Annotated in this window: 20 protein-coding genes and 1 riboswitch; of the genes, 11 read left to right on the top strand and 9 right to left on the bottom strand. The window is 60.9% G+C overall.

Annotated elements, in window-relative coordinates:
* Nucleotides 1-45 precede the first annotated feature (45 nt).
* From DXD49_RS04850 to DXD49_RS04835, 4 genes are all read left to right on the top strand, one after another.
* Entirely contained in the window at nt 46-534 is a 489-nt protein-coding gene (locus DXD49_RS04850; RefSeq protein ID WP_117734562.1) for an N-acetyltransferase, read from the top strand.
* A gap of 254 nt (nt 535-788) precedes the next feature.
* Nucleotides 789-2,792, top strand: coding sequence for a translation factor GTPase family protein (locus DXD49_RS04845; protein WP_117794368.1), 2,004 nt, complete (start codon nt 789-791; stop codon nt 2,790-2,792).
* Between the two features lie 46 nt (nt 2,793-2,838).
* Nucleotides 2,839-3,393, top strand: coding sequence for a GNAT family N-acetyltransferase (locus DXD49_RS04840; RefSeq protein ID WP_117794367.1), 555 nt, complete (start codon nt 2,839-2,841; stop codon nt 3,391-3,393).
* Nucleotides 3,394-3,445: 52 nt separating this feature from the next.
* Nucleotides 3,446-5,938, top strand: coding sequence for an excinuclease ABC subunit UvrA (locus tag DXD49_RS04835; protein WP_117794366.1), 2,493 nt, complete (start codon nt 3,446-3,448; stop codon nt 5,936-5,938).
* Between the two features lie 29 nt (nt 5,939-5,967).
* Here DXD49_RS04835 and DXD49_RS04830 read toward each other — a convergent pair whose 3' ends face one another.
* The 4 genes from DXD49_RS04830 to DXD49_RS04815 all read right to left on the bottom strand — a co-directional run bounded on the left by DXD49_RS04830 (nt 5,968) and on the right by DXD49_RS04815 (nt 8,860).
* A complete protein-coding gene (locus DXD49_RS04830; protein WP_117794365.1) occupies nt 5,968-6,567 on the bottom strand; it encodes a tRNA (cytidine(34)-2'-O)-methyltransferase in 600 nt (199 codons plus the stop codon).
* A 93-nt stretch (nt 6,568-6,660) separates the two neighbouring features.
* Nucleotides 6,661-7,791: a GTP-binding protein gene (locus DXD49_RS04825; protein ID WP_117794364.1), complete on the bottom strand. Its 1,131-nt coding sequence runs from the start codon at nt 7,789-7,791 to the stop codon at nt 6,661-6,663.
* An 86-nt stretch (nt 7,792-7,877) separates the two neighbouring features.
* The gene (locus tag DXD49_RS04820; RefSeq protein ID WP_055252194.1) at nt 7,878-8,219 is read right to left on the bottom strand and encodes an arsenate reductase family protein; all 342 of its coding nucleotides are present in this window, start codon (nt 8,217-8,219) and stop codon (nt 7,878-7,880) included.
* A gap of 17 nt (nt 8,220-8,236) precedes the next feature.
* Entirely contained in the window at nt 8,237-8,860 is a 624-nt protein-coding gene (locus DXD49_RS04815; protein WP_117794363.1) for a flavodoxin family protein, read from the bottom strand.
* A 257-nt stretch (nt 8,861-9,117) separates the two neighbouring features.
* On the opposite strand from DXD49_RS04815, the gene DXD49_RS04810 reads away from it, so the two are divergent.
* Nucleotides 9,118-9,987, top strand: coding sequence for a patatin family protein (locus tag DXD49_RS04810; RefSeq protein WP_117794362.1), 870 nt, complete (start codon nt 9,118-9,120; stop codon nt 9,985-9,987).
* A gap of 100 nt (nt 9,988-10,087) precedes the next feature.
* Here the strand turns inward: DXD49_RS04810 and DXD49_RS04805 are convergent, their stop codons facing one another.
* From DXD49_RS04805 to thiM, 3 genes are read right to left on the bottom strand one after another with little or no spacing between them, the layout of a single operon-like run.
* Nucleotides 10,088-10,783: a thiamine phosphate synthase gene (locus DXD49_RS04805; RefSeq protein ID WP_117743298.1), complete on the bottom strand. Its 696-nt coding sequence runs from the start codon at nt 10,781-10,783 to the stop codon at nt 10,088-10,090.
* A complete protein-coding gene (locus DXD49_RS04800; protein WP_233541750.1) occupies nt 10,780-11,121 on the bottom strand; it encodes a thiamine-binding protein in 342 nt (113 codons plus the stop codon). Before DXD49_RS04800 ends, DXD49_RS04805 begins: the two co-directional genes overlap by 4 nt.
* A gap of 3 nt (nt 11,122-11,124) precedes the next feature.
* Nucleotides 11,125-11,964 carry a hydroxyethylthiazole kinase gene (thiM, locus tag DXD49_RS04795; protein WP_117743297.1) on the bottom strand — a complete coding sequence of 280 codons (840 nt, stop codon included), beginning with the start codon at nt 11,962-11,964 and terminating at the stop codon, nt 11,125-11,127.
* 51 nt (nt 11,965-12,015) lie between these two features.
* Nucleotides 12,016-12,126, bottom strand: a riboswitch (TPP riboswitch).
* A gap of 61 nt (nt 12,127-12,187) precedes the next feature.
* Here thiM and DXD49_RS04790 point away from each other — a divergent pair.
* From DXD49_RS04790 to DXD49_RS04775, 4 genes are all read left to right on the top strand, one after another.
* Nucleotides 12,188-13,096: an HAD-IIB family hydrolase gene (locus tag DXD49_RS04790; RefSeq protein WP_117794361.1), complete on the top strand. Its 909-nt coding sequence runs from the start codon at nt 12,188-12,190 to the stop codon at nt 13,094-13,096.
* 10 nt (nt 13,097-13,106) lie between these two features.
* Entirely contained in the window at nt 13,107-14,003 is an 897-nt protein-coding gene (locus DXD49_RS04785) for a LysR family transcriptional regulator (protein ID WP_117734551.1), read from the top strand.
* 156 nt (nt 14,004-14,159) lie between these two features.
* Nucleotides 14,160-15,293, top strand: a complete 1,134-nt coding sequence (locus DXD49_RS04780; RefSeq protein ID WP_117794360.1) for a 5-methyltetrahydropteroyltriglutamate--homocysteine S-methyltransferase — start codon at nt 14,160-14,162, stop codon at nt 15,291-15,293.
* Between the two features lie 122 nt (nt 15,294-15,415).
* Nucleotides 15,416-16,750: a uracil-xanthine permease family protein gene (locus tag DXD49_RS04775; RefSeq protein WP_117794359.1), complete on the top strand. Its 1,335-nt coding sequence runs from the start codon at nt 15,416-15,418 to the stop codon at nt 16,748-16,750.
* Nucleotides 16,751-16,811: 61 nt separating this feature from the next.
* Here DXD49_RS04775 and DXD49_RS04770 read toward each other — a convergent pair whose 3' ends face one another.
* Both DXD49_RS04770 and DXD49_RS04765 read right to left on the bottom strand, forming a co-directional pair.
* Nucleotides 16,812-17,477, bottom strand: a complete 666-nt coding sequence (locus DXD49_RS04770) for an alpha/beta hydrolase (RefSeq protein WP_147347832.1) — start codon at nt 17,475-17,477, stop codon at nt 16,812-16,814.
* 137 nt (nt 17,478-17,614) lie between these two features.
* Nucleotides 17,615-18,928: an NCS2 family permease gene (locus tag DXD49_RS04765; protein WP_117794357.1), complete on the bottom strand. Its 1,314-nt coding sequence runs from the start codon at nt 18,926-18,928 to the stop codon at nt 17,615-17,617.
* 194 nt (nt 18,929-19,122) lie between these two features.
* Between DXD49_RS04765 and DXD49_RS04760 the strand changes: the two genes are divergently transcribed.
* Nucleotides 19,123-19,542, top strand: a complete 420-nt coding sequence (locus DXD49_RS04760) for a peptide deformylase (protein ID WP_117734546.1) — start codon at nt 19,123-19,125, stop codon at nt 19,540-19,542.
* 243 nt (nt 19,543-19,785) lie between these two features.
* Complete coding sequence (gene bsh, locus DXD49_RS04755; RefSeq protein ID WP_117794356.1) at nt 19,786-20,751, top strand: choloylglycine hydrolase; 966 nt, start codon at nt 19,786-19,788, stop codon at nt 20,749-20,751.
* The last annotated feature ends 66 nt before the right edge of the window (nt 20,752-20,817 follow it).

Genomic DNA, 20,817 nt, shown 5'->3' with positions numbered 1-20,817 from the left:
ATTGCTCAATCAAAGTGATACCAATAAACGTGAGGTCGCCGCGTGATGATCAGAAAAACCCTCGATACCGACATTCCTGCCGTCATGGCCATCTATGACGTCGCCCGCGCCTTTATGCGCGCGCATGGCAACGCCACGCAGTGGCCCGAGGGCACGCCTTCGGCCGAGCAGCTGACTGCCGATATCGCCGCCGGCGGCAGCTATGTGTGCGAAGTCGACGGTCGCGTGGTGGCGACGTTTGCCTTTTTGCCGGGCCCGGACGAGTGCTATGACGTCATCGAGGACGGTCAGTGGCGTAGCGACACTCCGTACGCCGTGCTGCACCGCGTGGCGTCCGACGGCACCGTGCACGGTATCGCGGCCGCGATGTTTGCCTTTGCCAAGGAGCGTGCCGACCATCTGCGTATCGATACGCACGCGGACAACCTGCCCATGCAGGGTGCGAGCATGAAGGCGGGGTTCGAGCGCGCCGGAGTCGTGTATGTGTCGGACGGCACGCCGCGTGTTGCGTTCGACTGGCTGCGCGAGGCATAAGAGCGAGGACGCGTATCAACAATCCATGTACATGAAAATGGCCCCGGGCGGGGCCATTTTCGTTCGATGCGCTGTTTTGCAAGCCGGCTTTCGCAAGGCGCGAACCTGCGAAAATCGCCGCGCGGCAACGCGGGGCGATGAGCTCGGTCGGGGGATAGGGCCCGCTTCGCCCGCCGGCCCGTAAATTGTATCATCCAGTGTGGAACGAGGGTGCCCGTTGCCACGTGCGATGGGCTTGCAATAAGAGGAGAGCCATGTCGAAGCAAGCGGTCGTTGGAATCTTGGCGCATGTCGATGCCGGCAAGACTACGCTGGCCGAGGCCATGCTGTTCAACGCAGGTCGCATTCGCAAGCGCGGCCGTGTGGACGACGGCGACTCGCACCTGGATACCAACGCTATCGAACGCGAGCGCGGCATCACGATTTTCTCGTCGCAGGCCGTGCTCGACCACGGAGATGCCCACGTCATGCTCGTGGATGCACCGGGGCATGTCGATTTTTCTGCCGAGGCAGAGCGCACATTGCGCGCGCTCGACTACGCGATTTTGGTTGTGGGCGCCAACGACGGCGTGCAGGGACACACCGAAACCCTGTGGCGCCTGCTTGCGCGCTATGACATCCCGACGTTCGTCTTTATCAACAAAATTGATTTGGAGAATTCCGGCCGCGATGTTTTACTGGCACAACTTGGGCAGCGCCTTTCCGAGGGCTGCCTAGATGCCAGCGAACTACTGGCGGGTGGTGCCGTTCAGGAGGACGCTGCTGCGTTGGACGAGGCGGCGCTCGATGAGTTTCTTGAGACGGGCGAGCTTTCTGTCGCAACGCTGTCGCGCATGGTTGTCGAGCGCAAGCTCTTTCCCTGCTTTGCCGGCTCGGCGCTCAAGGACCAGGGCGTGGGCGAGCTGCTGGATGGCATGTGCACGCTGATGCGTGAACAGGCGTGGGCCCCGGAGTTCGCCGCGCGTGTCTATCGCGTCAGCCGAGGTGTTCGTGGCGAGCGCTTGGCTTGGGTTAAAGTGACCGGCGGCGCGCTACGTGCAAAACAGATGATCGAGGGGCGCTCCGGTGCCGAGGTATGGGGGCAGAAAGTCGATCAGGTGCGCATCTATAACGGAGAGAAGTACGAGCTTGCCCAGGAAGTTGCCGCTGGCGGTATTTGTGCCGTGACGGGTCTTGCGCACGTTCGCCCGGGGGATGCCTTGGGTGCGGAGCCCGGGTGCGATGCGCCCGTCATTGCGCCGGTCCTTACCTATACGGTGCTCCCGGGCGAACATGATGTCCATGCGGTGTTTAAAGCGCTGACCGAGTTGGCGGACGAAGACCCCATGCTCGGCGTAAGCTGGAATACGCATCTTGAGCAGATTCACTTGCAGTTGATGGGCGCCGTGCAGCTAGAGGTCGTGCAGCGGGTGTTGGCCGATCGCTTTGGCCTTTCGATTGAGTTTGAGCCCGGCGGCATTCTCTATAAGGAGACGATCTCGCAGCCGGTCGAGGGCGTGGGCCACTTTGAACCGCTGCGCCATTACGCCGAGGTGCACCTGCGCCTGGAGCCGCTGCCAGCGGGTTCGGGCGTGCAGTTTGGCACCGTGACCTCGACCGACGAGCTCGATCTGAACTGGCAGCGTTTGGCACTCACCAACGCCATGGAGCGCGATCACCTGGGCGTGTTGACCGGCTCGCCCATCACCGATGTGCGCATTACGCTTACGGGTGGCCGTGCACATGCCAAACACACCGAGGGCGGTGATTTTCGCCAGGCCACGTACCGCGCGATTCGTCAGGGTTTGATGCGGGCACGCGAGGCGGGTGCGGCGGTGCTGTTGGAGCCGTGGTACCACTTTGAGCTCGAGGTGCCGGGAGATTGCGTGGGCAGGGCGCTTTCGGATGTCACGCGCATGGGCGCCGAGTACGAGCCGCCGGCGATGGCGGGCGACCGGGCGAAGCTTGTGGGTCGCGTGCCAGCATCCGAGGTACAGGATTACGCGCTGGAGGTGGCTGCCTACACGAGCGGCCGCGGACATCTGTACCTGGAGTTCGCCGGTTATGCGGCATGCCATGATGCCGAGCGCGTCATCGAGACGGCCGCCTACGAGCCCGAGGCCGATCTGCCCAACACGCCCGATTCGGTCTTTTGCGCCCACGGCGCCGGCTATACGGTCAAATGGTACGACGTGCCCGCCGCGGCACACGTAAAGATCGATCCCGCCACCTTCCGCCCCTATCGCCCCGCCGACGCGGAATTTTTCGGCTACATGTGACAAAGGGACAGCCCCTTTGTCACATCGATAATTGAGAGGTTGAAACGTGGTGATTCATACTGAGCGCTTGGTGCTTCGTCCGTGGCGCGAGACGGATGCGGCGAGCCTGTTTGCATACGCGAGCGACCCGGACGTGGGGCCGGCTGCGGGCTGGCCACCCCATCGAAGCATTGAGGAAAGCAGAGAGATCATTCAGACGGTCTTCACGGCGCCCCATATCTTTGCCATTTGCCTGCCCGAGACAGACGAGCCCGTGGGCAGCATTGGACTCATGCCGCCGCGCTGCGAATCGAACGGCCAAAGCGTTGGACTTGAGCTCGAGGTGGGGTATTGGATCGCCAAGCCGTTTTGGGGTCGAGGCTTTGCTCCGGAAGCAGTGCGAGCTATGCAACGCTATGCGTTTGAAACGCTTGGCTGCAAGGCGCTTTGGTGCGGATACTATGAGGGCAATAACAAGTCGTTACGCGTCCAACAAAAATGTGGGTTCGTGCCACATCACGTTGAGCGCGACGTGCCCTGCGAGCTTATGGGCGATGTGCGTACCGAGTACTTTACCTATTTGACCTGCGAAGACTGGCGCGGGCGAGCACAGTGCGAGTAACGTGACAAAAGGACAGTCCCTTTGCCACGTTCGGCTAACAGGAAGGGGAGCGATGACGGTGTCGCAACAACCAAGCGCTATTGAGGTACGCGGCGCGCGTGTCCACAACCTCAAGGACATCGATATCGATATTCCGCTGGGAAGGCTCGTGGGCATTGCCGGCGTGTCGGGTTCGGGCAAGAGCTCGCTGGCGCTGGGGGTTCTGTATGCCGAGGGCTCGCGTCGTTATCTGGAGGCGCTCAGCACTTATACCCGCCGTCGTCTGACGCAGGCCGAGCACGCACAGGTGGACGAGGTGCTGCACGTGCCGGCGGCGCTCGCGTTGCATCAGCGCCCCAGCGTACCGGGCGTGCGTTCGACCTTTGGCACCATGACCGAGCTCAACAACAGCCTGCGTTTACTCTTTAGCCGCTGCGCCCATCACGTGTGCCCGCATTGCGGGGCGCGTGTGGAGCCGAGCCTTAACGTGGCGGCGGGCCTGTCGCTCACGTGCCCCGCATGCGGCCGTGAGTTCTTTGCGCCGGGGGCCGAGGACCTTGCTTTTAACAGCGGCGGCGCGTGTCCCACCTGCGGCGGCACCGGCATTATGCGCGAGGTGGACGAGGCGAGCCTGGTGCCCGACGAGTCAAAGACCATCAACGAGGGCGCGGTGCTTCCCTGGGGCACGCTCATGTGGGACCTGATGAAGCAGGTGGCCGGCGAGATGGGCGTGCGTACCGACGTGCCGTTTAACCAGCTCACGCCTCAAGAGCGCGACATCGTGTTCCATGGCCCGGCAGTTAAGAAGCACATTCTCTACGTTCCCAAAAATGGCGAGGGCGCCACGCCGCTCGACTTTACCTATTACAACGCCGTCTATACCGTCGAGAATGCGCTCGCCAAGGTTAAGGACGATAAGGGGCTCAAGCGCGTTGCACGCTTTTTGCACGAGGGGCCGTGCCGCGACTGCGGAGGCACGCGTCTTTCCGAGGCCGCGCGCCAGTCTCAGGTGCGCGGTATCAATCTGGCGCAGGCGGCGGCCATGACGCTGGGCGAGGCGATTGAGTGGGTGCGTGGGGTGCCCGCATCCTTGCCGACCGAGATGCGGCCCATGGCGACGGACATCTGCGATTCGTTTTTGAGTACGGCTCGCCGCCTGATCGATCTGGGCCTCGATTACCTTTCGCTCGACCGCGCCGGTGCCACGCTGTCTACGGGTGAGCGCCAGCGCGTGCAGCTTGCCCGCGTGGTGCGCAACCGATCGACGGGCGTGCTGTATGTGCTGGACGAGCCTTCGATCGGCTTGCATCCTGCCAATGTCGACGGCTTGGTGGACGTGATGCGCGATCTGGTGGACGACGGCAACACCGTGGTTGTTGTCGACCACGACACGCGCGTACTGGCGGAAGCCGACTATCTGGTCGAGATGGGCCCCGTTGCTGGAGCAGGCGGCGGTCATGTAATCGCCGCCGGTACGGTGGGTGAGGTCGAACAATCGCAGGACAGCCGCATCGCCCCGTTTTTGCGCGCAGAGCCCAAGCGTCTGCGCCCGCAGGTGGCTGACGACGAAATGTTCGACCAAGGCCATATCCGCATGGCGACCGGTGCCATCCATACCGTCAAACCACTCGAAGTCGATATCCCGCGCGGCCGCCTTGTCGCGGTGACGGGCGTTTCGGGTTCGGGCAAGACGACGCTGGTGCTCGAGACGCTCATCCCGGCACTCAAGGCGCAGGCGGCCGGCGAGCGCCTGCCCAGACGCGTGCGTTGGGTCGATGCCGAGGGTATCGCGCGCGCCAACCTGATTGACGCCACGCCCATCGGCGCCAACGTGCGCTCGACGGTGGCGACCTATGCCGACATCCACGATGAGCTGCGCCGTGCCTTCGCCCGCACGCCCGAGGCCAAGGCGGCGGGGTATAAGGCGGGTGCCTTTAGCTACAACACCGGCGCTTTGCGTTGCCCTACGTGCGATGGCACGGGATCGATATCGCTTGACGTGCAGTTTTTGCCCGATGTCGAGATCGTCTGCCCTGCATGCCGTGGCTCGCGTTATGCAGACGCAGCATCACATGTCCATCGCGAGGGAAAGGACGGCAGCCTGCTTACGTTGCCGCAACTTATGGATATGAGCGTGGATGAGGCCCTCGACGCGACCGTCGGACTCAAGAAAGTTCAGGCACGCCTGCAGACGCTTCACGATCTGGGGCTGGGATACCTGACACTTGGCGAGCCCACACCGGCGCTTTCGGGCGGCGAGGCGCAGCGCCTTAAGCTCGCGAGCGAGATGGGCCGCGTGCAGGATGATGCCGTATTCGTATTTGACGAGCCCACGATCGGCCTGCATCCGCTCGATGTTCAGGTGCTGTTGAACGTGTTTGACGGCCTCGTTGCCAAGGGCGCCACGGTTATCGTGATCGAACACGATCTCGACCTTATCCGTAACGCCGACTACGTGATCGACATGGGCCCGGGCGGTGGCGACGCCGGCGGGCAAATCGTCTGCGCCGGCACGCCGGACGACATCGCGGCCTGCCCCAAGAGCATCACCGGTCGCTACCTATAACCGAATGTGACAAAGGAACAGTTCCTTTGTCACATTCCCGGAAAGCCTGTTTGGCGCAGGGCCTCGTAGAGGACGATGGCGGCGCTGTTGGAGAGGTTGAGTGCACTAATGCGGTAGTCGGCCGGGTCGATAAAGTTGCCGCAGATATCCTGCCGAAGGATGGCTTCGTGGCTGTCCTCGGTATGTCCGAGCGCCTCCTCGTGGGCTTCCCAAGCCTCGGCGTTATCGAGTGAGTCGCAATCGCGCAGCATCGGGATGCGCTCACAGCGCTCGGGCGCCGCGGCAAGCAGTGGCTCGGGAATCCCCGAGCTCTCACTGCCAAAGACCAGATAGTCACCGTCGCGGTAGGTGCTTTGCGCATAGGTGCGGCGCGCCTTTTTGGTCAGCAGGTGCAGGCGTTCGTCGGCGGGGGAGAGGTCGTTGCGCGTAAGGAAATCCTCCCAGCCGGCATAGATCGTCACGTCCAAGTTTTGCCAGTAGCCCAGGCCGGCGCGACGTACCGTCTTGTCGTCGAGCGAAAAGCCCAGCGGCTCCACCAGGTGCAGGCGGGTACCGGTGACCACGCAGGTGCGGCCGATATTGCCCGTATTGGCCGGAATCTCGGGCGCGTACAGCACGATATTGAACATGAATCTCCTTGGCTCAGAATGAAAAACCACCACGAAGGGCACCTTCGTGGTGGTTTGGCGGTTACGTGGGCGGAAAATGCCCGCTTCGATAACCTAGGCGCGGTGCCAGTCGGTCAGGCAGGCATCGAGGGCGGCGATGAGCGCGTCCTTGTCCATGTGACGGCCGATGATGCACAGGCTCGTCATGCGGTCGCCCGTCTCGTCGTCCCAAATCTGCATGATTTCGGGGTTCTCGTCGATAATCTTCTGCTTCTCGCCCTCGGGCGCAGAATCGACAAACAGGCCGTTTTCCATCAGGCGCATCTGGTGGCCGGCCTGCTCAAACATGTAGCACATGTCCGGATCGCCGGTCTGCCACAGCGGACCCTTAACGCGAATGACCTCGTCGGGCCACTCCTGCTCAACAAAATCGGTGAACTTCTGCAGGTCAAACGGCTTGCGGCGCGAGTATACAAAGGTCTCGATGTCATACTCGAGTACCTCGGGGTCTTCGTGCTCCTCGGGATGCTCCATGGCCTCGATCCAGGCGGCGGAGTTGTAGGCGCGCATAAAGTCGAAGCGGTCGGTGTCGAGCAGCTCCTCCATGGGGACCTCGCCGTTTTGGGCCTCGACAATCACGGCGTCCTTCTGCAGGCTACGCACGATGGCCTTGAGCTCGGCGATCTGCTCAGGCGTGACGGTATCGGTCTTGTTGAGGATCAGCGTGGAGCAAAACTCGATCTGCTGGATGAGCAGACTCTCGATGTCGTCCTCGTCGATATCCTCGGCCAGCAGGTCGCGACCGCCGTTGAACTCGTCATACATGCGGGCGCAATCGACCACGGCCACGATGTTGTCGAGCGCGAGCTTGGGTTCGCCGCCCACCTTGGCCGCGTCGCAGAAGCTCGAGATGGTGTAGGCGATGGGGATGGGCTCGCAAATACCCGATGCCTCGATGATGATGTAGTCGAAGTTGCCCGAATCGGCGATGCCCTGCAGCTGGTTGGCAAGGTCGTCCGAAAGCGTGCAGCAGATGCAGCCGTTGGTGAGCGGGATGAGGTCGTCGGTCTCGGACAGGCCGCCGTCGGCGATAAGGCTGGCGTCGACATTGATCTCGCCGATATCGTTGACGATCACGGCGGCGCGGATGCCGCCGTCGTTAGCGAGGATGTGGTTGAGCAGCGTGGTCTTGCCGGCACCGAGGTATCCGGTAAGCATGATGATCTTCACGGGTTTGTTGGGCATGTGCCCTCCTTTGTTAGACATGGCTTACAGATGAATCTTATGCCAAACGCCTGCTCTTATACCCACGCACGGGCAAATAACACAGGCTACTCCCAGGCTCCCCATACGTCGGGACAATAGCCGACGGTGGCCTTTTTGCCGTTGCGCACGATGGGTTCGGCCAGAACCTGCTGGTTCTCGAGCAGCTTATCAAAGCGCTGACTGGGGGTGAGATGCTGGATGAGCGCGAGCGTCTCCTCGTCCTTGGCTTTGGGGTTGAGCAGCTTGTCGATGCCGCCGACCGCCTGCATCACGCTCGTGAGCTCGCCCTTGCTCATCTCCTTTTCCTTAAGGTCGATAAACTGCACCTTAATACGGCGCTCCTTAAAATAACGCTGCGCCTTCTTGGTATCGAAGGACTTTTTGGTACCGAAGATCTGCACGTTCATTGTTTGGTTCCGCCGTTCTACCTGATGAAGTTGGTCCTAGCGCGATCGGCCTGGGGGGCTTCGATGCCGGCGGCCTTTCCCGCCTCGATGCAACGCAGTAGCCAGGCCATGTTATTGCCGATGTTTCGCATGGTGGCGAGGCCCTCGGCGTCTTGGGTGGCCTCACCCGGCATGGCACCAAAGACGTTGTTCCAGTAGGTGGATGCTACCACGGGCATCTGGTTGATGGTGAAGTACTTGTTGAGCACGTCGAAGGTGGTCGACGTGCCGCCGCGGCGGGCAACGGCGACAGCGGAGCCCGGCTTGTGCGCAAAGGCCTTGCTGCCTGCATAGAATGCGCGGTCGAGTGCCGAGAGGATGCGTCCGCTGGGATGTGCGTAGTAGACGGGCGAGCCAAAGACAAAGCCGTCTGCCTGCTCGGCAGCGGCAATCAGCTCGTTGACCACATCGTCGTCAAAGGTGCAACGGCAATCGAGCTTGCCGCACTGGCCGCAACCGATGCAATCGCGAATAGGCTTGGCGCCCAGCTGAAACATCTCGGCCTCGATGCCCTCGGCGTTGAGCTGCTCGGCGACCTCGGCGAGTGCGCGGGCCGTGTTGCCGTTTGCCTTGGGGCTGCCATTGACCAAAAGAACCTTCATCACAAACTCCATCTGCTATCGGTGAATTCTGCTGAGAATTATCTCACGTTGTGTGCGACGGCGTTGGCACGGTGCAGGCGATGTTTATTTCGCAACGTTCTTAAGGGCGTTCATGCCCAAGGCCATCTAGGGGCATTGCGGTGCGGCATGGGGATACATCGGGAAACGTTCGATAAATGCTTATAAACACGTTTTTGACGGCATATGTTGACAGATATACTTGTTTAGTTCAAAAGCATGAGAACGGAGATGGTTGCATGGCACAGCCAGATACGACGCGCACGGTGGGGCTTGCGCTCGAGGGAGGCGGCTACCGCGGTATGTATACGGCGGGCGTGCTCGACGTATGGATGGAGCATGGCTTAACCTGCGACCATATGGTGGGCGTCTCGGCGGGCGCGGCGTTTGGCTACAACTTTAAATCGCGCCAGATTGGCCGCGCCATTCGCTACAACAAGGCTTATTGTGCCGACAAGCGCTATGCGAGCGTGACGAGCTGGCTACGAACCGGCGATATGTTCAATGCCGAGTTTGCCTATCACGAGGTGCCTATCGAGCGCGATCCTATCGATCTGGAGGCATATCGCGCCTGCCCCATGCGGTTTACGTGCGTGTGTACCGATATCGAGACGGGCAAGGCCGTCTACCACGACCTGCCCTATGGAGACGAGCGCGATATTGAGTGGATCCGGGCGTCGTCGGCGATTCCCGTGGCGACGCGTCCTGTTGCCATCGAGGGTCGTAAGTACTTGGATGGCGGTGTTGCCGATTCCATTCCCAGCACTTGGCTGTTTGAGCAGGGTTATGACCGCAACGTGGTGGTGCTGACGCAGCCGGCGGGCTTTGTAAAGCAACCCAATAGCGTGATGCCCATGCTGCGTCGCGTGTATCGTCACTATCCGGAGTTTGTCGCGGCTCTTGAGCATCGGCACGAGGTCTACAATGCCACGCTCGATGACCTGGCGCGCCGCGAAGCCGCTGGCGAGATCTTTGTGGTGCGGCCGAGCGAATCGGTGAAGGTGCCGTCGCTGTGCCGCGAGCCCGATGAGCTCGAGCGCATCTATCAGATCGGCCGTCGCGATGCGGAGGCGACGCTGTCGGCGCTGGAAGCGTATCTGGCGGGGTAGGGGCCACGGCGGAAAGCGCATCCCAGAATGGACGTCCAAACTGGGATGCGCTTTCCGCTATTGAAGATATGGGGCTGCGGAGCAGCTGCTTGGCATGGGCCTATGCCTGCTGCCAGGTATCGACGAGCTCCTTGGCTGCGGCGTAGGGGTCGTCGGCACTGCAGACGGCGCTCACCACAAAGAAGCCGTCGACGCCGGTAGTCTTGAGCTGCGGCAGGTCGGCCGTCTTGACGCCGCCGCCCACCACGATGGGCACGGGGCTTGCCGCATGGAGGGCAGCCAGGTCCTCAAAGCTCTTGGTGATGATGGAGCCGTCGGCCGCACGTCCGCAGTCGCGCTTGGTTTCGGTCTCGTGGAGCGGGCCTACGCCCAGGTAATCGACCAGGCTCATGTCGGCGGTCTTGACGTACTCGAGCATCTCCTCGCAGCGGGCCGAAAGACCCACGATGGCGTCGGGCCCCAGAAGCTTTCGGCAGACCTCCACGGGGATATCGCTCTGGCCCACGTGCACGCCGTCGACAGCGATGCCCTGCTCGCGTGCGGCGAGTACGCAGTCAAGACGGTCATCGATCAGCAGAGCGACCTGTCCGGTTTTGCCGGCCTGAGCGATGGCCTGCGCGGCATCGCCCGTCAGTGCGATAATCTCGCGGGCACTTGCCACCTTGGAGCGCACCTGGATGCAGGTAAAGCCGGCATCGAGCGCCTGGGTCACCACATCGCTCACGGGGCGTCCGAGGGTGTTTTCGGGGCCGAGTACCAGGTAGGCCGAGATATCAAGGTTGTCGCGGATGCTCATCGTGCTTCCTCCTGCTTTTTGATCTGCGCTTCCATGCGCTCGAGTTTGCCGGTCATGGTGTCGGTAAATCCGGGTCGAATATCGGCTTTGAGCACGACTTCGGTGCGGATGCCCTTGCTCGCCAACACAAAGGTTGCGTCGCGCACGACCTGCATGACCTCGTCCCAGTCGCCCTCGATTTCGGTGAACATCGAGGTGGTGCGGTTGGGAAGGCCGCTCTCGCGAATGACGCGTACGACCTCGGCGACTTCGGCAGATAGCTCGTCGCCGGTGCCGCACGGGGCGATGGCCACAGCGACGAGTGTGTTCATGCCGGCATTGGTTGCGGGCTTGGACATGGCTTATGCCTCCTCGAGCTCGAGTTGGTTATCGGCAATGTCCTGGGCGGTTGCGCGGTAGAGCTCGTCGATAAAGGCGACCTTAAAGCTTGCCGGGGCATCGGCGACGGCGGCGGCACGCGTGCCGGCAACGTTGTAGACGGCGGTGCCGCAGATGGCCGCCGTAAACGGGTCGGTGGCGCAGGCGTACACGGCCAGCACGCCGCCCTGCGAACAGCCGCAGCCGGTGATCTTGGACATGAGTGGGCTGCCGCCGTGGGACTTGGCAACGGTCGTGCCGTCGGTAATCAGGTCGACTTCGCCCGAGACCACTACGGCGCCGCCGGTGTAGCGGGCGAGCGCCACGGCGGCATCACGGGCGGCGTCTACCGTGTCGGTGGTATCGACGCCACGCACGCGGCTCAGATCGGCCGCTTCGCCCTCAAGGCCCCACAGTCCGGCGAGCGCGATAATCTCGGAGGCATTGCCGCGCACGATGGCGGGCTTGTACTGCTTGAGTTCGTTTACCAGTTGGGTGCGCAGGCTGCCGATGCCCAGGCCCACCGGATCGAGCACCCAGGGCTTGCCGGCGTCGTGTGCCGCCTTGGCCGCGCGGGGAATCGTCTGCTCGTAGATGGGGAAGAGCGTGCCCATGTTCAGATAGATGGCGCCGCCGCCGGCAACGAGTGCCTCGCCCTCGTCGGGCAGATAGACCATGGCGGCCGAACCGCCCACGGCGAGCTGCGCGTTGGCGACAAAGTCAATCGTTACCGTGTTGGTGATGGAGCCGGCCATGGGATTGGTGGCACGAATCTCCTCCACGGCCTTGACCACGTTTTGCTTAAGCTGTTCCGAATCGATCACTGCACATGCCTCCTTGGCATAGAAAAGGGGCGCTGTGCATAGACAGCGCCCCTAAAAAGGCGGCATGCTCCCTACGCCAGCATTAACTGACAGGTTCAAAGGATTGGGCCCCATGCCCTCTCAGCCTTATGGTTTGCACCGCCGGCACTCCCGCATCGAATCTGTTGTTCCCTATACTAGCGCATCGGTACAATGGTTAGGATGAAAACGACTGGGGGACCTTATGATCAAACTCGTGCTGACCGATATGGACGATACGCTGATTCCGGCCGGGCATGACGGCGCCAGCGACTATGCCATCGAGGGCATTCATGCCATGCAGGCGGCGGGTCTGCACTTTGGTCCGGTTTCGGGTCGCCAACCGTCCGCGATGGGCTGGATGTTTAAAAATCATTCCGAGTGTTTTTCGACCGGCGCATTCTGCAACGGCCAGGTCATGTTTGTCGATGGCGAAGTGGTCGCCTCGCGTGCGACCGATAACGACGCGCTTATGCGCTTGGCCGCCTATCTGGAAGAAGAAACCGACGATACCTATCTGAAGGTATACAGCTTGGGTGATGGCTTTTGGGATAACGATGCCTATTGCGTGACACGTGATGCCGAGCGTGTGCGCCGCGCTATGGAATCGGGCGGCAATGCGTGGCTCAAGGGCGAAGAGGCCCCGTGCCGCCCTGTCGTCGATGATGCGCCGGTGTTCAAGGCGAATATCTGGAGCGCCCGTTCGCGTGAGGAGCTCGCGGAGCTACGCGAGCGCGTTGCCGCCGAGGTGCCGGAGCTCTCGCTTGTGTTTCCCAACAACCGTGTGCGCCTGTTCGACATCCTTCCGGCTGGTTGGGACAAGGGCTGCGCTGCGCTGGAGCTGGCGCGCGCTTTGGGCCTAACGCCCGACGAGGTGGCCGTATTTGGCGATTCCGATAACGACCTGCCCATGATCGATGCCGTTCCCAACTCCGTTGCGGTCGCCAATGCTAACGAGGCCGTCACGGCTGCCGCACGCTGGCATATCGGCGCTGCGGCAGATGATGCGGTTGCCGCAGCGCTGCATCAGATTGCCGCCTGCGCCGCGACGGGTGAGATGCCGACATTTATGCGTCAGATGAACGCGGCAGACTTCGGCATCGCGAACGTCTAGGGAGAAAGCCATGAAGCTTCAGCAGCTCAGGTACGTTGTAAAGGTTGCCGAATGTGGCAGCATCACCGAGGCCTCGCGTCGCCTCTATGTGTCGCAGCCTTCGATTACCGCGTCGATTCGCGATCTCGAAAACGAGATGGGCGTGCATATCTTTGAGCGCACCAACAAGGGCGTCATTGTGTCCGAGGAGGGCGAGACCTTCTTGGGCTATGCGCGCCAGGTGCTCGATCAGGCTGATCTGCTCGAGGACAAATTCAAAGGGGCATCCGAGCAGGTGCCGCATTTTAGCGTGAGCTGCCAGCACTACTCCTTTGCGGTCAACGCGTTTGTCGATGTGATCCGCGAGTTCGATGCCGCGCGCTACGACTTTACCCTGCGCGAGGAGCAGACCCACGAGATTATCGAGGATGTCGCGCACATGAAAAGCGAGTTGGGCATCCTGTACTTATCCGATCACAACCGCGAGGTTATTGAGCGTATGCTCGCTGCCAATGAGCTTATGTTTGAGGGACTCTTTTGTGCCGCGCCGCACGTTTTTGTATGCGCCGACCATCCGCTGGCGACCCGCTCCAGCGTGACGCTCGAGGACTTGGAAGATTATCCGTTCCTGTCCTACGAGCAGGGCAGCTACAACTCGTTTTACTATTCCGAGGAGCTGACCTCGACGTTTGAGCGTCGCAAGAATATCCGCGTGCGCGACCGCGCGACGTTGTTCAACCTGGTCATGGGCCTCAACGGCTACACGGTGTGTTCGGGCGTGATTAGCCACGAGCTCAACGGCCCCGGCATTATCTCGATTCCGCTCGACGTGGACGAGTACATGGAGATTGGCATCATCACGCGCAAGAACACGACGCTCACGCGCTACGGTCGGGCCTATATCGACGCGATTCGTCAGCATATCTAGGCTGCTGTGTTCCCCACGGTTCAAGTCCCTTTATGGCAGTCCAGAGTGACATAGGAAGCATCTATATCAAACTGTTATAAACGTATATTTTACGATGGCCATATGAACGCTCATACTCTGTCCCGGTAAAGCAACCAATGCAAAAGGGAGATATCTATGAGCACTTCGATTCAACCGAACGCACCGTTTCGCGCCGATATCGTCGGCAGCTTTCTTCGTCCGCAGGCCGTAAAGGACGCTCGTGCGGCCTATACGGCAGGCACGCTTGATGCCGAGGGACTTAAGGCCGTCGAGGACGATGCCATCCGCGATTTGGTGGCAAAGCAAAAGGCCGCCGGCCTGCAGGTCATCACCGATGGCGAGTTTCGCCGCAGCTACTGGCACCTCGATTTTATGTGGGGGCTGAACGGCGTCGAGCGTCGCACCTCGCGTACAGGCTATATGTTCCACGATGAGGAGACTACCGCCGACACCGCCGTGGTAACCGGTCCCATTAGCGGCGAGAATCATCCGTTCGTCGAGCACTTCAAATTTGTCAAGGCGCTCGAGGGGGAGGGTCAGGTCGCGCGACAGACCATTCCGGCGCCGATTCAGACGTTCTCCGAAGTCACGCTCGACCGCTGCGATGGCCAGCAGGAGAGCCTGCGCGCCGTCTACAAGACCGACGAAGATCTCGCCGATGCCATCGCCGCAGCATACCGCACCGTTATTGCCGACCTGTATGCCGCAGGCTGCCGCAACATTCAATTTGATGACTGCACCTGGGGCATCTATTGCGATGCCGACTTTGTGTCCAAGACCGGTATGAGCCCGGTTGACCTGCAAAAGGTGAGCGAGCTGGGCGTGGCGCTCAACAACGCCGCCATCGAGGGCAAGCCCGATGACCTTGTCATTAACACGCACGTGTGCCGCGGCAACTATCACTCCACCTATGCTTTTGAGGGCGGCTACGACCCCATCGCGCCGTACCTGTTCGCACACGAGAACGTCGATGCGTTCTATCTTGAGTTCGATACGCCGCGTGCCGGTGGCTTTGAGCCGCTCAAGTACGTTGCCCCCGGCAAGAAGGTCGTGTTGGGCCTGGTGACCACCAAGGCGGCAGAGCTCGAGAACGAAGACGCCATCGTCGAGCGCATACGCGAGGCGACAAAGTATGTGCCGCTCGAGAACCTGTATCTGTCTCCGCAGTGTGGCTTTGCCAGCTGCGAGATTGGCAACAAGCTGACCGAGGACGAGCAGTGGGCAAAGATTGCACTGGTCAAGCGTATTGTGGAGCGTGTCTGGAAATAACGATGCCGTTCGCAGGCAGCGGCGCGTGCGAGGCGCTGCGTATCGCGTACAATGGTTCGGATCGTATCGTTCGGGCAGTTTATCCGATATGCCCGATCGCCCTTCCATTCGAAAGGACATCGATGTCCCAGTCCTCGACGCCCGCCGTTAGCGATGCCATCTACGACGCATTGTCGCTCGGCCGCCCGCGCATGTTCCTGCTCGGTCTGCAACACCTGTTTGCCATGTTTGGCGCCACGGTGCTGGTGCCCGTGCTCACCGGTCTCTCGGTGTCGGCAACGCTTTTGTTTGCTGGCTTGGGCACGCTACTGTTCCACTTCCTATCGCGCGGTAAGGTGCCGGCATTTTTGGGCTCATCGTTTGCCTTTATTGCCGGTTATGCCGCAATTGCGCCCAACGGCGAGGCCGAGCTTTTGCCCTACTCCTGCCTGGGCGTTGCCTGCGCCGGTCTGCTCTATCCGGTGCTGGCAGCGCTGTTCCGCGCCTTTGGCGCCAAGCGCGTTATGCGCTTCTTTCCGCCGGTGGTGACCGGCCCCATCGTCATTTCCATCGGCCTGATCTTGGCAAGCTCTGCTATCGCCAACTGCCAGACCAATTGGCTTGTTGCCGTTGTCGCTGTGGCCGTCATCGTCATCTGCAATATTTGGGGCCGCGGCATGGTCAAGATCGTGCCGATCCTGCTGGGCGTCGTGGTGAGCTATGCCGTCGCGGCTGCGTTGGGTGAGGTCGATTTTTCGGGCGTTGCCGCCGCTCCGTGGGTCGGTCTGCCCATCGTGTGGGACAACACCGTGTTTGCGCTCTTTGGCCCGCAGTTCGATAGCGGCCTTGCCACGACGGCCATCATTACCATTATGCCGCTGGCCTTTGCGACCATGATTGAGCATATCGGTGACATCTCGGCTATCGGCTCCACTTGCGAGCGTAACTACATCGCCGATCCTGGTCTGCATCTCACGCTGCTCGGTGACGGCCTTGCCACGATTCTGGCTTCGCTCTTTGGCGCTCCGGCCAACACCACCTATGGTGAGAACACCGGCGTGCTCGCCCTGACGCGCGTGTTCGACCCGCGCGTGATCCGCATTGCCGCGTGTTGTGCCATCGTGCTTTCGTTCTGCCCCAAGTTTGCCGCGGTCATCGCAGCCATGCCGGCATGCGTTATCGGCGGCGTGTCGCTCGTGCTCTACGGCATGATCAGCGCTGTGGGCGTCCGTAACCTCATCGAGAACCAGGTCGATTTCCAGAACAACCGCAACGTGCTGGTGGCCGCTCTGGTGCTTGTGCTTTCGCTCGGTATTGCGTACAGCACCGCCGGCGCCATCGTGCTGGAGCTGGGCGGCGTGACGATTTCGCTTTCCGGTCTTGCCGTGGGCTCGCTGGTGGGTATTGTGCTCAACGCCATCCTGCCCGGTAATGATTTTGAGTTCGATACTTCTGAGCTTGAGGAGGCTGCTAAGTAGCAGCTGCGTTCAGCTAAAACAAGATATGGTGCCCATGCGTATATGCGCGTGGGCACCATTTTTAATGCGTCAGTATCCAGTGGATGCCGCGCGCCATGCGCAGGTCGGTTTGGGCAAAGTGGTTGCCGGGGTTGAGTTCCAAGGTCGTGAGGATCCCTCGGTCACTGAGCAGCGTTTCCATTGCGCGCGTATCGTCGAGTACGTGCCGCATCATGCGGTTGGGCGTCTTGGTTTCCTTTTTACCGAGCGACAGATAGGTGGCGTCGGGCGTAGCTGTCATCGTACGCTCGCGCGCGTAGTCGATAAAGCCGGGGAACCACAGCGACCCCGATGCACTCGCCGCGCGCTCAAAGACATCTGTTTGCCAAAGTGCCCACAGTGCAAAAAGACCCGCCAACGAGTAGCCGGCAACGCCGCGCCAGGCGGGCGGTTGCGGGAGCGATGATTCGGCCTGGGGGATTATCTGCTTCAACAACTCGTCAAGAAAACCAGCAGCCTGTCCGCCAAAGGGCTCGGCATCTCGTATAGCTCCGTCGCATGCCCAGGGACTCAGCTCGCGATTCCAATCGAGCCCTCCAATGGCGACAAGGGTGAACGGCGGGCAGTCGAGCTCTCGGCAGCGCTCGTAGGCTTCACTACCGTCGCCCATGACAACGGGGAGGTAGATGACGGGCGCTCCTTCCACACACTCTGAATAAACGGTTATCTGCTTATGATGTGCTTCCAAGGCAGGCTTCTCTCGGTGTTGTGATATTGACAGCCTCAATTGTCGCACGCTGGCACGGGGGCAGACGCTAAAAGAAAGGCGCGGAGCCGCTCGATGCGACTCCGCGCCTTGTTGTTTTGCGTTAGCAGACTATGCCGTTACGCCACGAAGAAGTAGACGAGGAAGGCAAGGGCTGCGATCCACATGAGCGGCTTGATCTTGGAGGCCTCGCCCTTAAAGAGCGCGACGACCACGTAGGCGATAAAGCCCAGGCCAATACCGGCAGAGATGGAGTAGGTGAAGGGCACGCCGGCGACAATCATGAACGCCGGGAAGCCCTGCGACACGTCGGACCAGTCGATCTCGGAGACCTCGCTCATCATGAGGTAGCCGACGTAGACCAGGGCGCCGCAGGTGGCGGCACTGGAAACGATGGAGACGACGGGGGAGAAGAACGCGGCGAGGATGAACAACACGCCGGTGGTGACGGAGGTGAGGCCCGTGCGGCCACCGTCGGCAGCGCCGGAGGTGGACTCGACGAAGGTGGTGATGGAGGAGACGCCCATAAAGCCACCGGCAGCGGCGGCCACGGAGTCAACGACCAGGATGGGGCGGATGTCCTCGACATTGCCGTCCTCGGTTAGGAACTCGCCCTGCTTGGCGACGGCCATGGCGGTGCCCATGGTGTCAAAGAAGTCGCTCATGAGCAGCGAGAAGGCAACGACGAGCAGCATCGGGTCGGTCAGAACCTTCACGATGGCAATGTTGCCATCGGCCGTGTTGGCAAACGGGGCGCCAAAGGTCGAGAAGTTGAGCGGGGCGATGAGGCCCTCGGGGGCATGGGTGACGCCCAGCGGGATACCGGCGATAACGGCGACAATGATGCCGATGAGCAGCGAGCCCGGCACGTTGCGGGAAGCCAGGGCAACCGTCACGACGATGGAGATGATGCCGACGATAAAGGTGGGGGAGGTGATGTCGCCCAGGCCGACAAGCGTACCGGCGCCAGCGGTGATGATGCCGGCATCGCACAGGCCGATCATGGCGATGAACATGCCCAGACCAACCGAGATGGCGTGGCGCAGGACCACGGGGATGGCGTCCATAATGGCCTCGCGCAGGCCGCAAAGGACGAGCAGCAAGATGACGACACCCTCGAGGAAGATAACGCTCATGGCCACGTGCCAGTCACCGCCGCACATGGTGGTGGTGATGCCCGCAATCATGGCGTTGATGCCCAGACCCGACGCGCAGGCGAGCGGGCGGTTGGCGAAGATGCCCATGCAGATGGTCATGATGCCGGCGCCCAGACAAGTGGCGCAGGCGAGCGCTCCCGCATCGATGCCGGCGCCCGAGAGCACCGCGGGGTTGACGGCGATGATGTAGGCCATCGCCAGGAATGTTGTCAGTCCAGCGCGAAGTTCGGTCCCGATTGTGGACTTGCGCTCACTGACGTGAAAAAGTTCGTCCATGCATACCCTTTCCTTGTTCGGCCCCGAGTTTAGGCCGATTGACACGAACTTCCTTACTATATCGCCTTTTTATAGTTAGTGTTCCTCGCATGTTGATGTTCGGCGCTTTGGGGGCAGACGTGCGGTATTTTTCGTATGAAAATGTGTAGGTACCGTATACTTAAGCGGTTACAACGAACTCTTTGGAGGAACGTATGATTAAAGAGCTCTGCCGCGACGAGGTCATCCTGTCCCAGCGCTGCGAGGTTGCGACTGTCGAGGACGAGTCGGTCGCACAGGACCTGATCGATACCATTAAGTCGCTCGAGGATGCCGGCTGCCTTGCCGCCAACCAGATTGGCGTCACCAAGAAGGTCTGCGTCTATCTGGACGATGCCGGCGAGCCCCACGTGCTCTACAACCCCCGTCTGGTGTTTGGCCTGGGCGCCAGCAAGATGGAGGAGAGCTGCCTGACGCACGACGAGATCACCAAGTCCACGCGCTACATCAAGTGCAAGGTTGCCTTTGACCAGATCGTCGACGGCAAGATGAAGGAGTGCCGCCGCGACTACGCAGGTTTTGAGGCACAGATGATCCAACACATGATTGATCACTGTCTTGGCAAGTTGGTCTAAGGGGACCAAAGCACCGCACCTTGCCGCTCAATCGTCGCTCGCGTACCTTAAGTACGCTTCGCTCCTCTTTCGTGGCAATCTGCGGCACTTTGACCCCTTAGACGACCTGCGGGGTTGACTTGGTTGGGTCTATCTTGCTTGTAAAGTCCGGGTATGACATTGTTGTCATGTCCGGACTTTTTGTTTAGCGCTCCTTTGTTTGGTGACAATGAGCCTAGTAAGAACATTGAGCTAGGAGGCGCTATGTGCACGAGCATTCGATTTACCGATAATTCTGGCCACATGTATCTAGGCCGCAACCTCGACTGGAGCTTTGACTACGGCCAACAGGTTCGTGTGATGCCGCGCGGGTTTCACATTCCGTATTCGTTTGTCGACGATGCGTCGGCGGCACACGCGGTAATCGGCATGTGCATCGATTACAAGAACTATCCCATGTTTTTCGACTGTGGTAACGATGCGGGTCTGGCTGTGGCGGGGCTTAACTTTCCCGGCTATGCCGAGTATGCCGAGGGCCCGGTTGATGGAAAGACCAATATCGCGGCCTATGAGTTTCCCCTGTGGGTGGCAGCGACGTTCTCGACGGTCGATGAGGTCGAGGCCGCGCTGCGCGACACGGTGATTGTCGCCAAATCTGCCGGAGAGGGGCTGGGCGTGTCGCTGCTCCATTGGATTATCGGCGACAGCCAGCGCAGCATCGTGGTCGAGATGATGGCTGACGGCCTGCATGTATACGACGATCCGGTCGACACCCTTGCCAACCAGCCGACCTTCCCGTGGCACATGGAAAACCTGCACACCTATATCACAGCCACAAGCGATTTTCCGCAGACGGCGACATGGCGTGGCGCCGAGCTCAAACCCTATGGCGCGGGTGCCGGCATGCGCGGCATTCCCGGTGACTGCTATTCGCCGAGCCGTTTTGTAAAGGCGGCGTACCTCAATGCCAATTACCCGCAAAAGGAGAGCGAGGCCGAAAACGTCGTCCGCATGTTCCGCTCACTCGAGGGCGTGGTGATGATTGAGGGGGCGTCCAGGATGGGCGATGGCAAGTTCGAGAAGACTATCTACACCGGATGCTTTAGCGCGCGCACGGGCAATTATTACTATGCGATGTATGAGGATCCGTCGATTCGCTACGTGAGCTTGATGGATGCCGAGGGCGCGAGCCCCGATAGGCTCGTGGTTCCCGAGCCGCGTCGTTCGTAGCCGTTAGCTTTACTGCAATGCAAAGCGGCCCTGCGTCTCTCGTGAGGTGCAGGGCCGCTGTCGTTG

This window comes from Collinsella sp. TM05-38, assembly GCF_003466445.1.
Taxonomy (GTDB): Bacteria; Actinomycetota; Coriobacteriia; order Coriobacteriales; family Coriobacteriaceae; genus Collinsella.
This window is presented reverse-complemented; position numbering and strand designations above follow the sequence as displayed.

Coding starts and splice junctions, on each gene's coding strand:
- DXD49_RS04850 (WP_117734562.1), top strand. CDS start 46: ATGATCAGAAAAACCCTCGATACCGACATTCCTGCCGTCATGGCCATC.
- DXD49_RS04845 (WP_117794368.1), top strand. CDS start 789: ATGTCGAAGCAAGCGGTCGTTGGAATCTTGGCGCATGTCGATGCCGGC.
- DXD49_RS04835 (WP_117794366.1), top strand. CDS start 3,446: ATGACGGTGTCGCAACAACCAAGCGCTATTGAGGTACGCGGCGCGCGT.
- DXD49_RS04830 (WP_117794365.1), bottom strand. CDS start 6,567: ATGTTCAATATCGTGCTGTACGCGCCCGAGATTCCGGCCAATACGGGC.
- DXD49_RS04825 (WP_117794364.1), bottom strand. CDS start 7,791: ATGCCCAACAAACCCGTGAAGATCATCATGCTTACCGGATACCTCGGT.
- DXD49_RS04820 (WP_055252194.1), bottom strand. CDS start 8,219: ATGAACGTGCAGATCTTCGGTACCAAAAAGTCCTTCGATACCAAGAAG.
- DXD49_RS04815 (WP_117794363.1), bottom strand. CDS start 8,860: ATGAAGGTTCTTTTGGTCAATGGCAGCCCCAAGGCAAACGGCAACACG.
- DXD49_RS04810 (WP_117794362.1), top strand. CDS start 9,118: ATGGCACAGCCAGATACGACGCGCACGGTGGGGCTTGCGCTCGAGGGA.
- DXD49_RS04805 (WP_117743298.1), bottom strand. CDS start 10,783: ATGAGCATCCGCGACAACCTTGATATCTCGGCCTACCTGGTACTCGGC.
- DXD49_RS04800 (WP_233541750.1), bottom strand. CDS start 11,121: ATGTCCAAGCCCGCAACCAATGCCGGCATGAACACACTCGTCGCTGTG.
- DXD49_RS04790 (WP_117794361.1), top strand. CDS start 12,188: ATGATCAAACTCGTGCTGACCGATATGGACGATACGCTGATTCCGGCC.
- DXD49_RS04785 (WP_117734551.1), top strand. CDS start 13,107: ATGAAGCTTCAGCAGCTCAGGTACGTTGTAAAGGTTGCCGAATGTGGC.
- DXD49_RS04780 (WP_117794360.1), top strand. CDS start 14,160: ATGAGCACTTCGATTCAACCGAACGCACCGTTTCGCGCCGATATCGTC.
- DXD49_RS04775 (WP_117794359.1), top strand. CDS start 15,416: ATGTCCCAGTCCTCGACGCCCGCCGTTAGCGATGCCATCTACGACGCA.
- DXD49_RS04765 (WP_117794357.1), bottom strand. CDS start 18,928: ATGGACGAACTTTTTCACGTCAGTGAGCGCAAGTCCACAATCGGGACC.
- DXD49_RS04760 (WP_117734546.1), top strand. CDS start 19,123: ATGATTAAAGAGCTCTGCCGCGACGAGGTCATCCTGTCCCAGCGCTGC.
- bsh (WP_117794356.1), top strand. CDS start 19,786: ATGTGCACGAGCATTCGATTTACCGATAATTCTGGCCACATGTATCTA.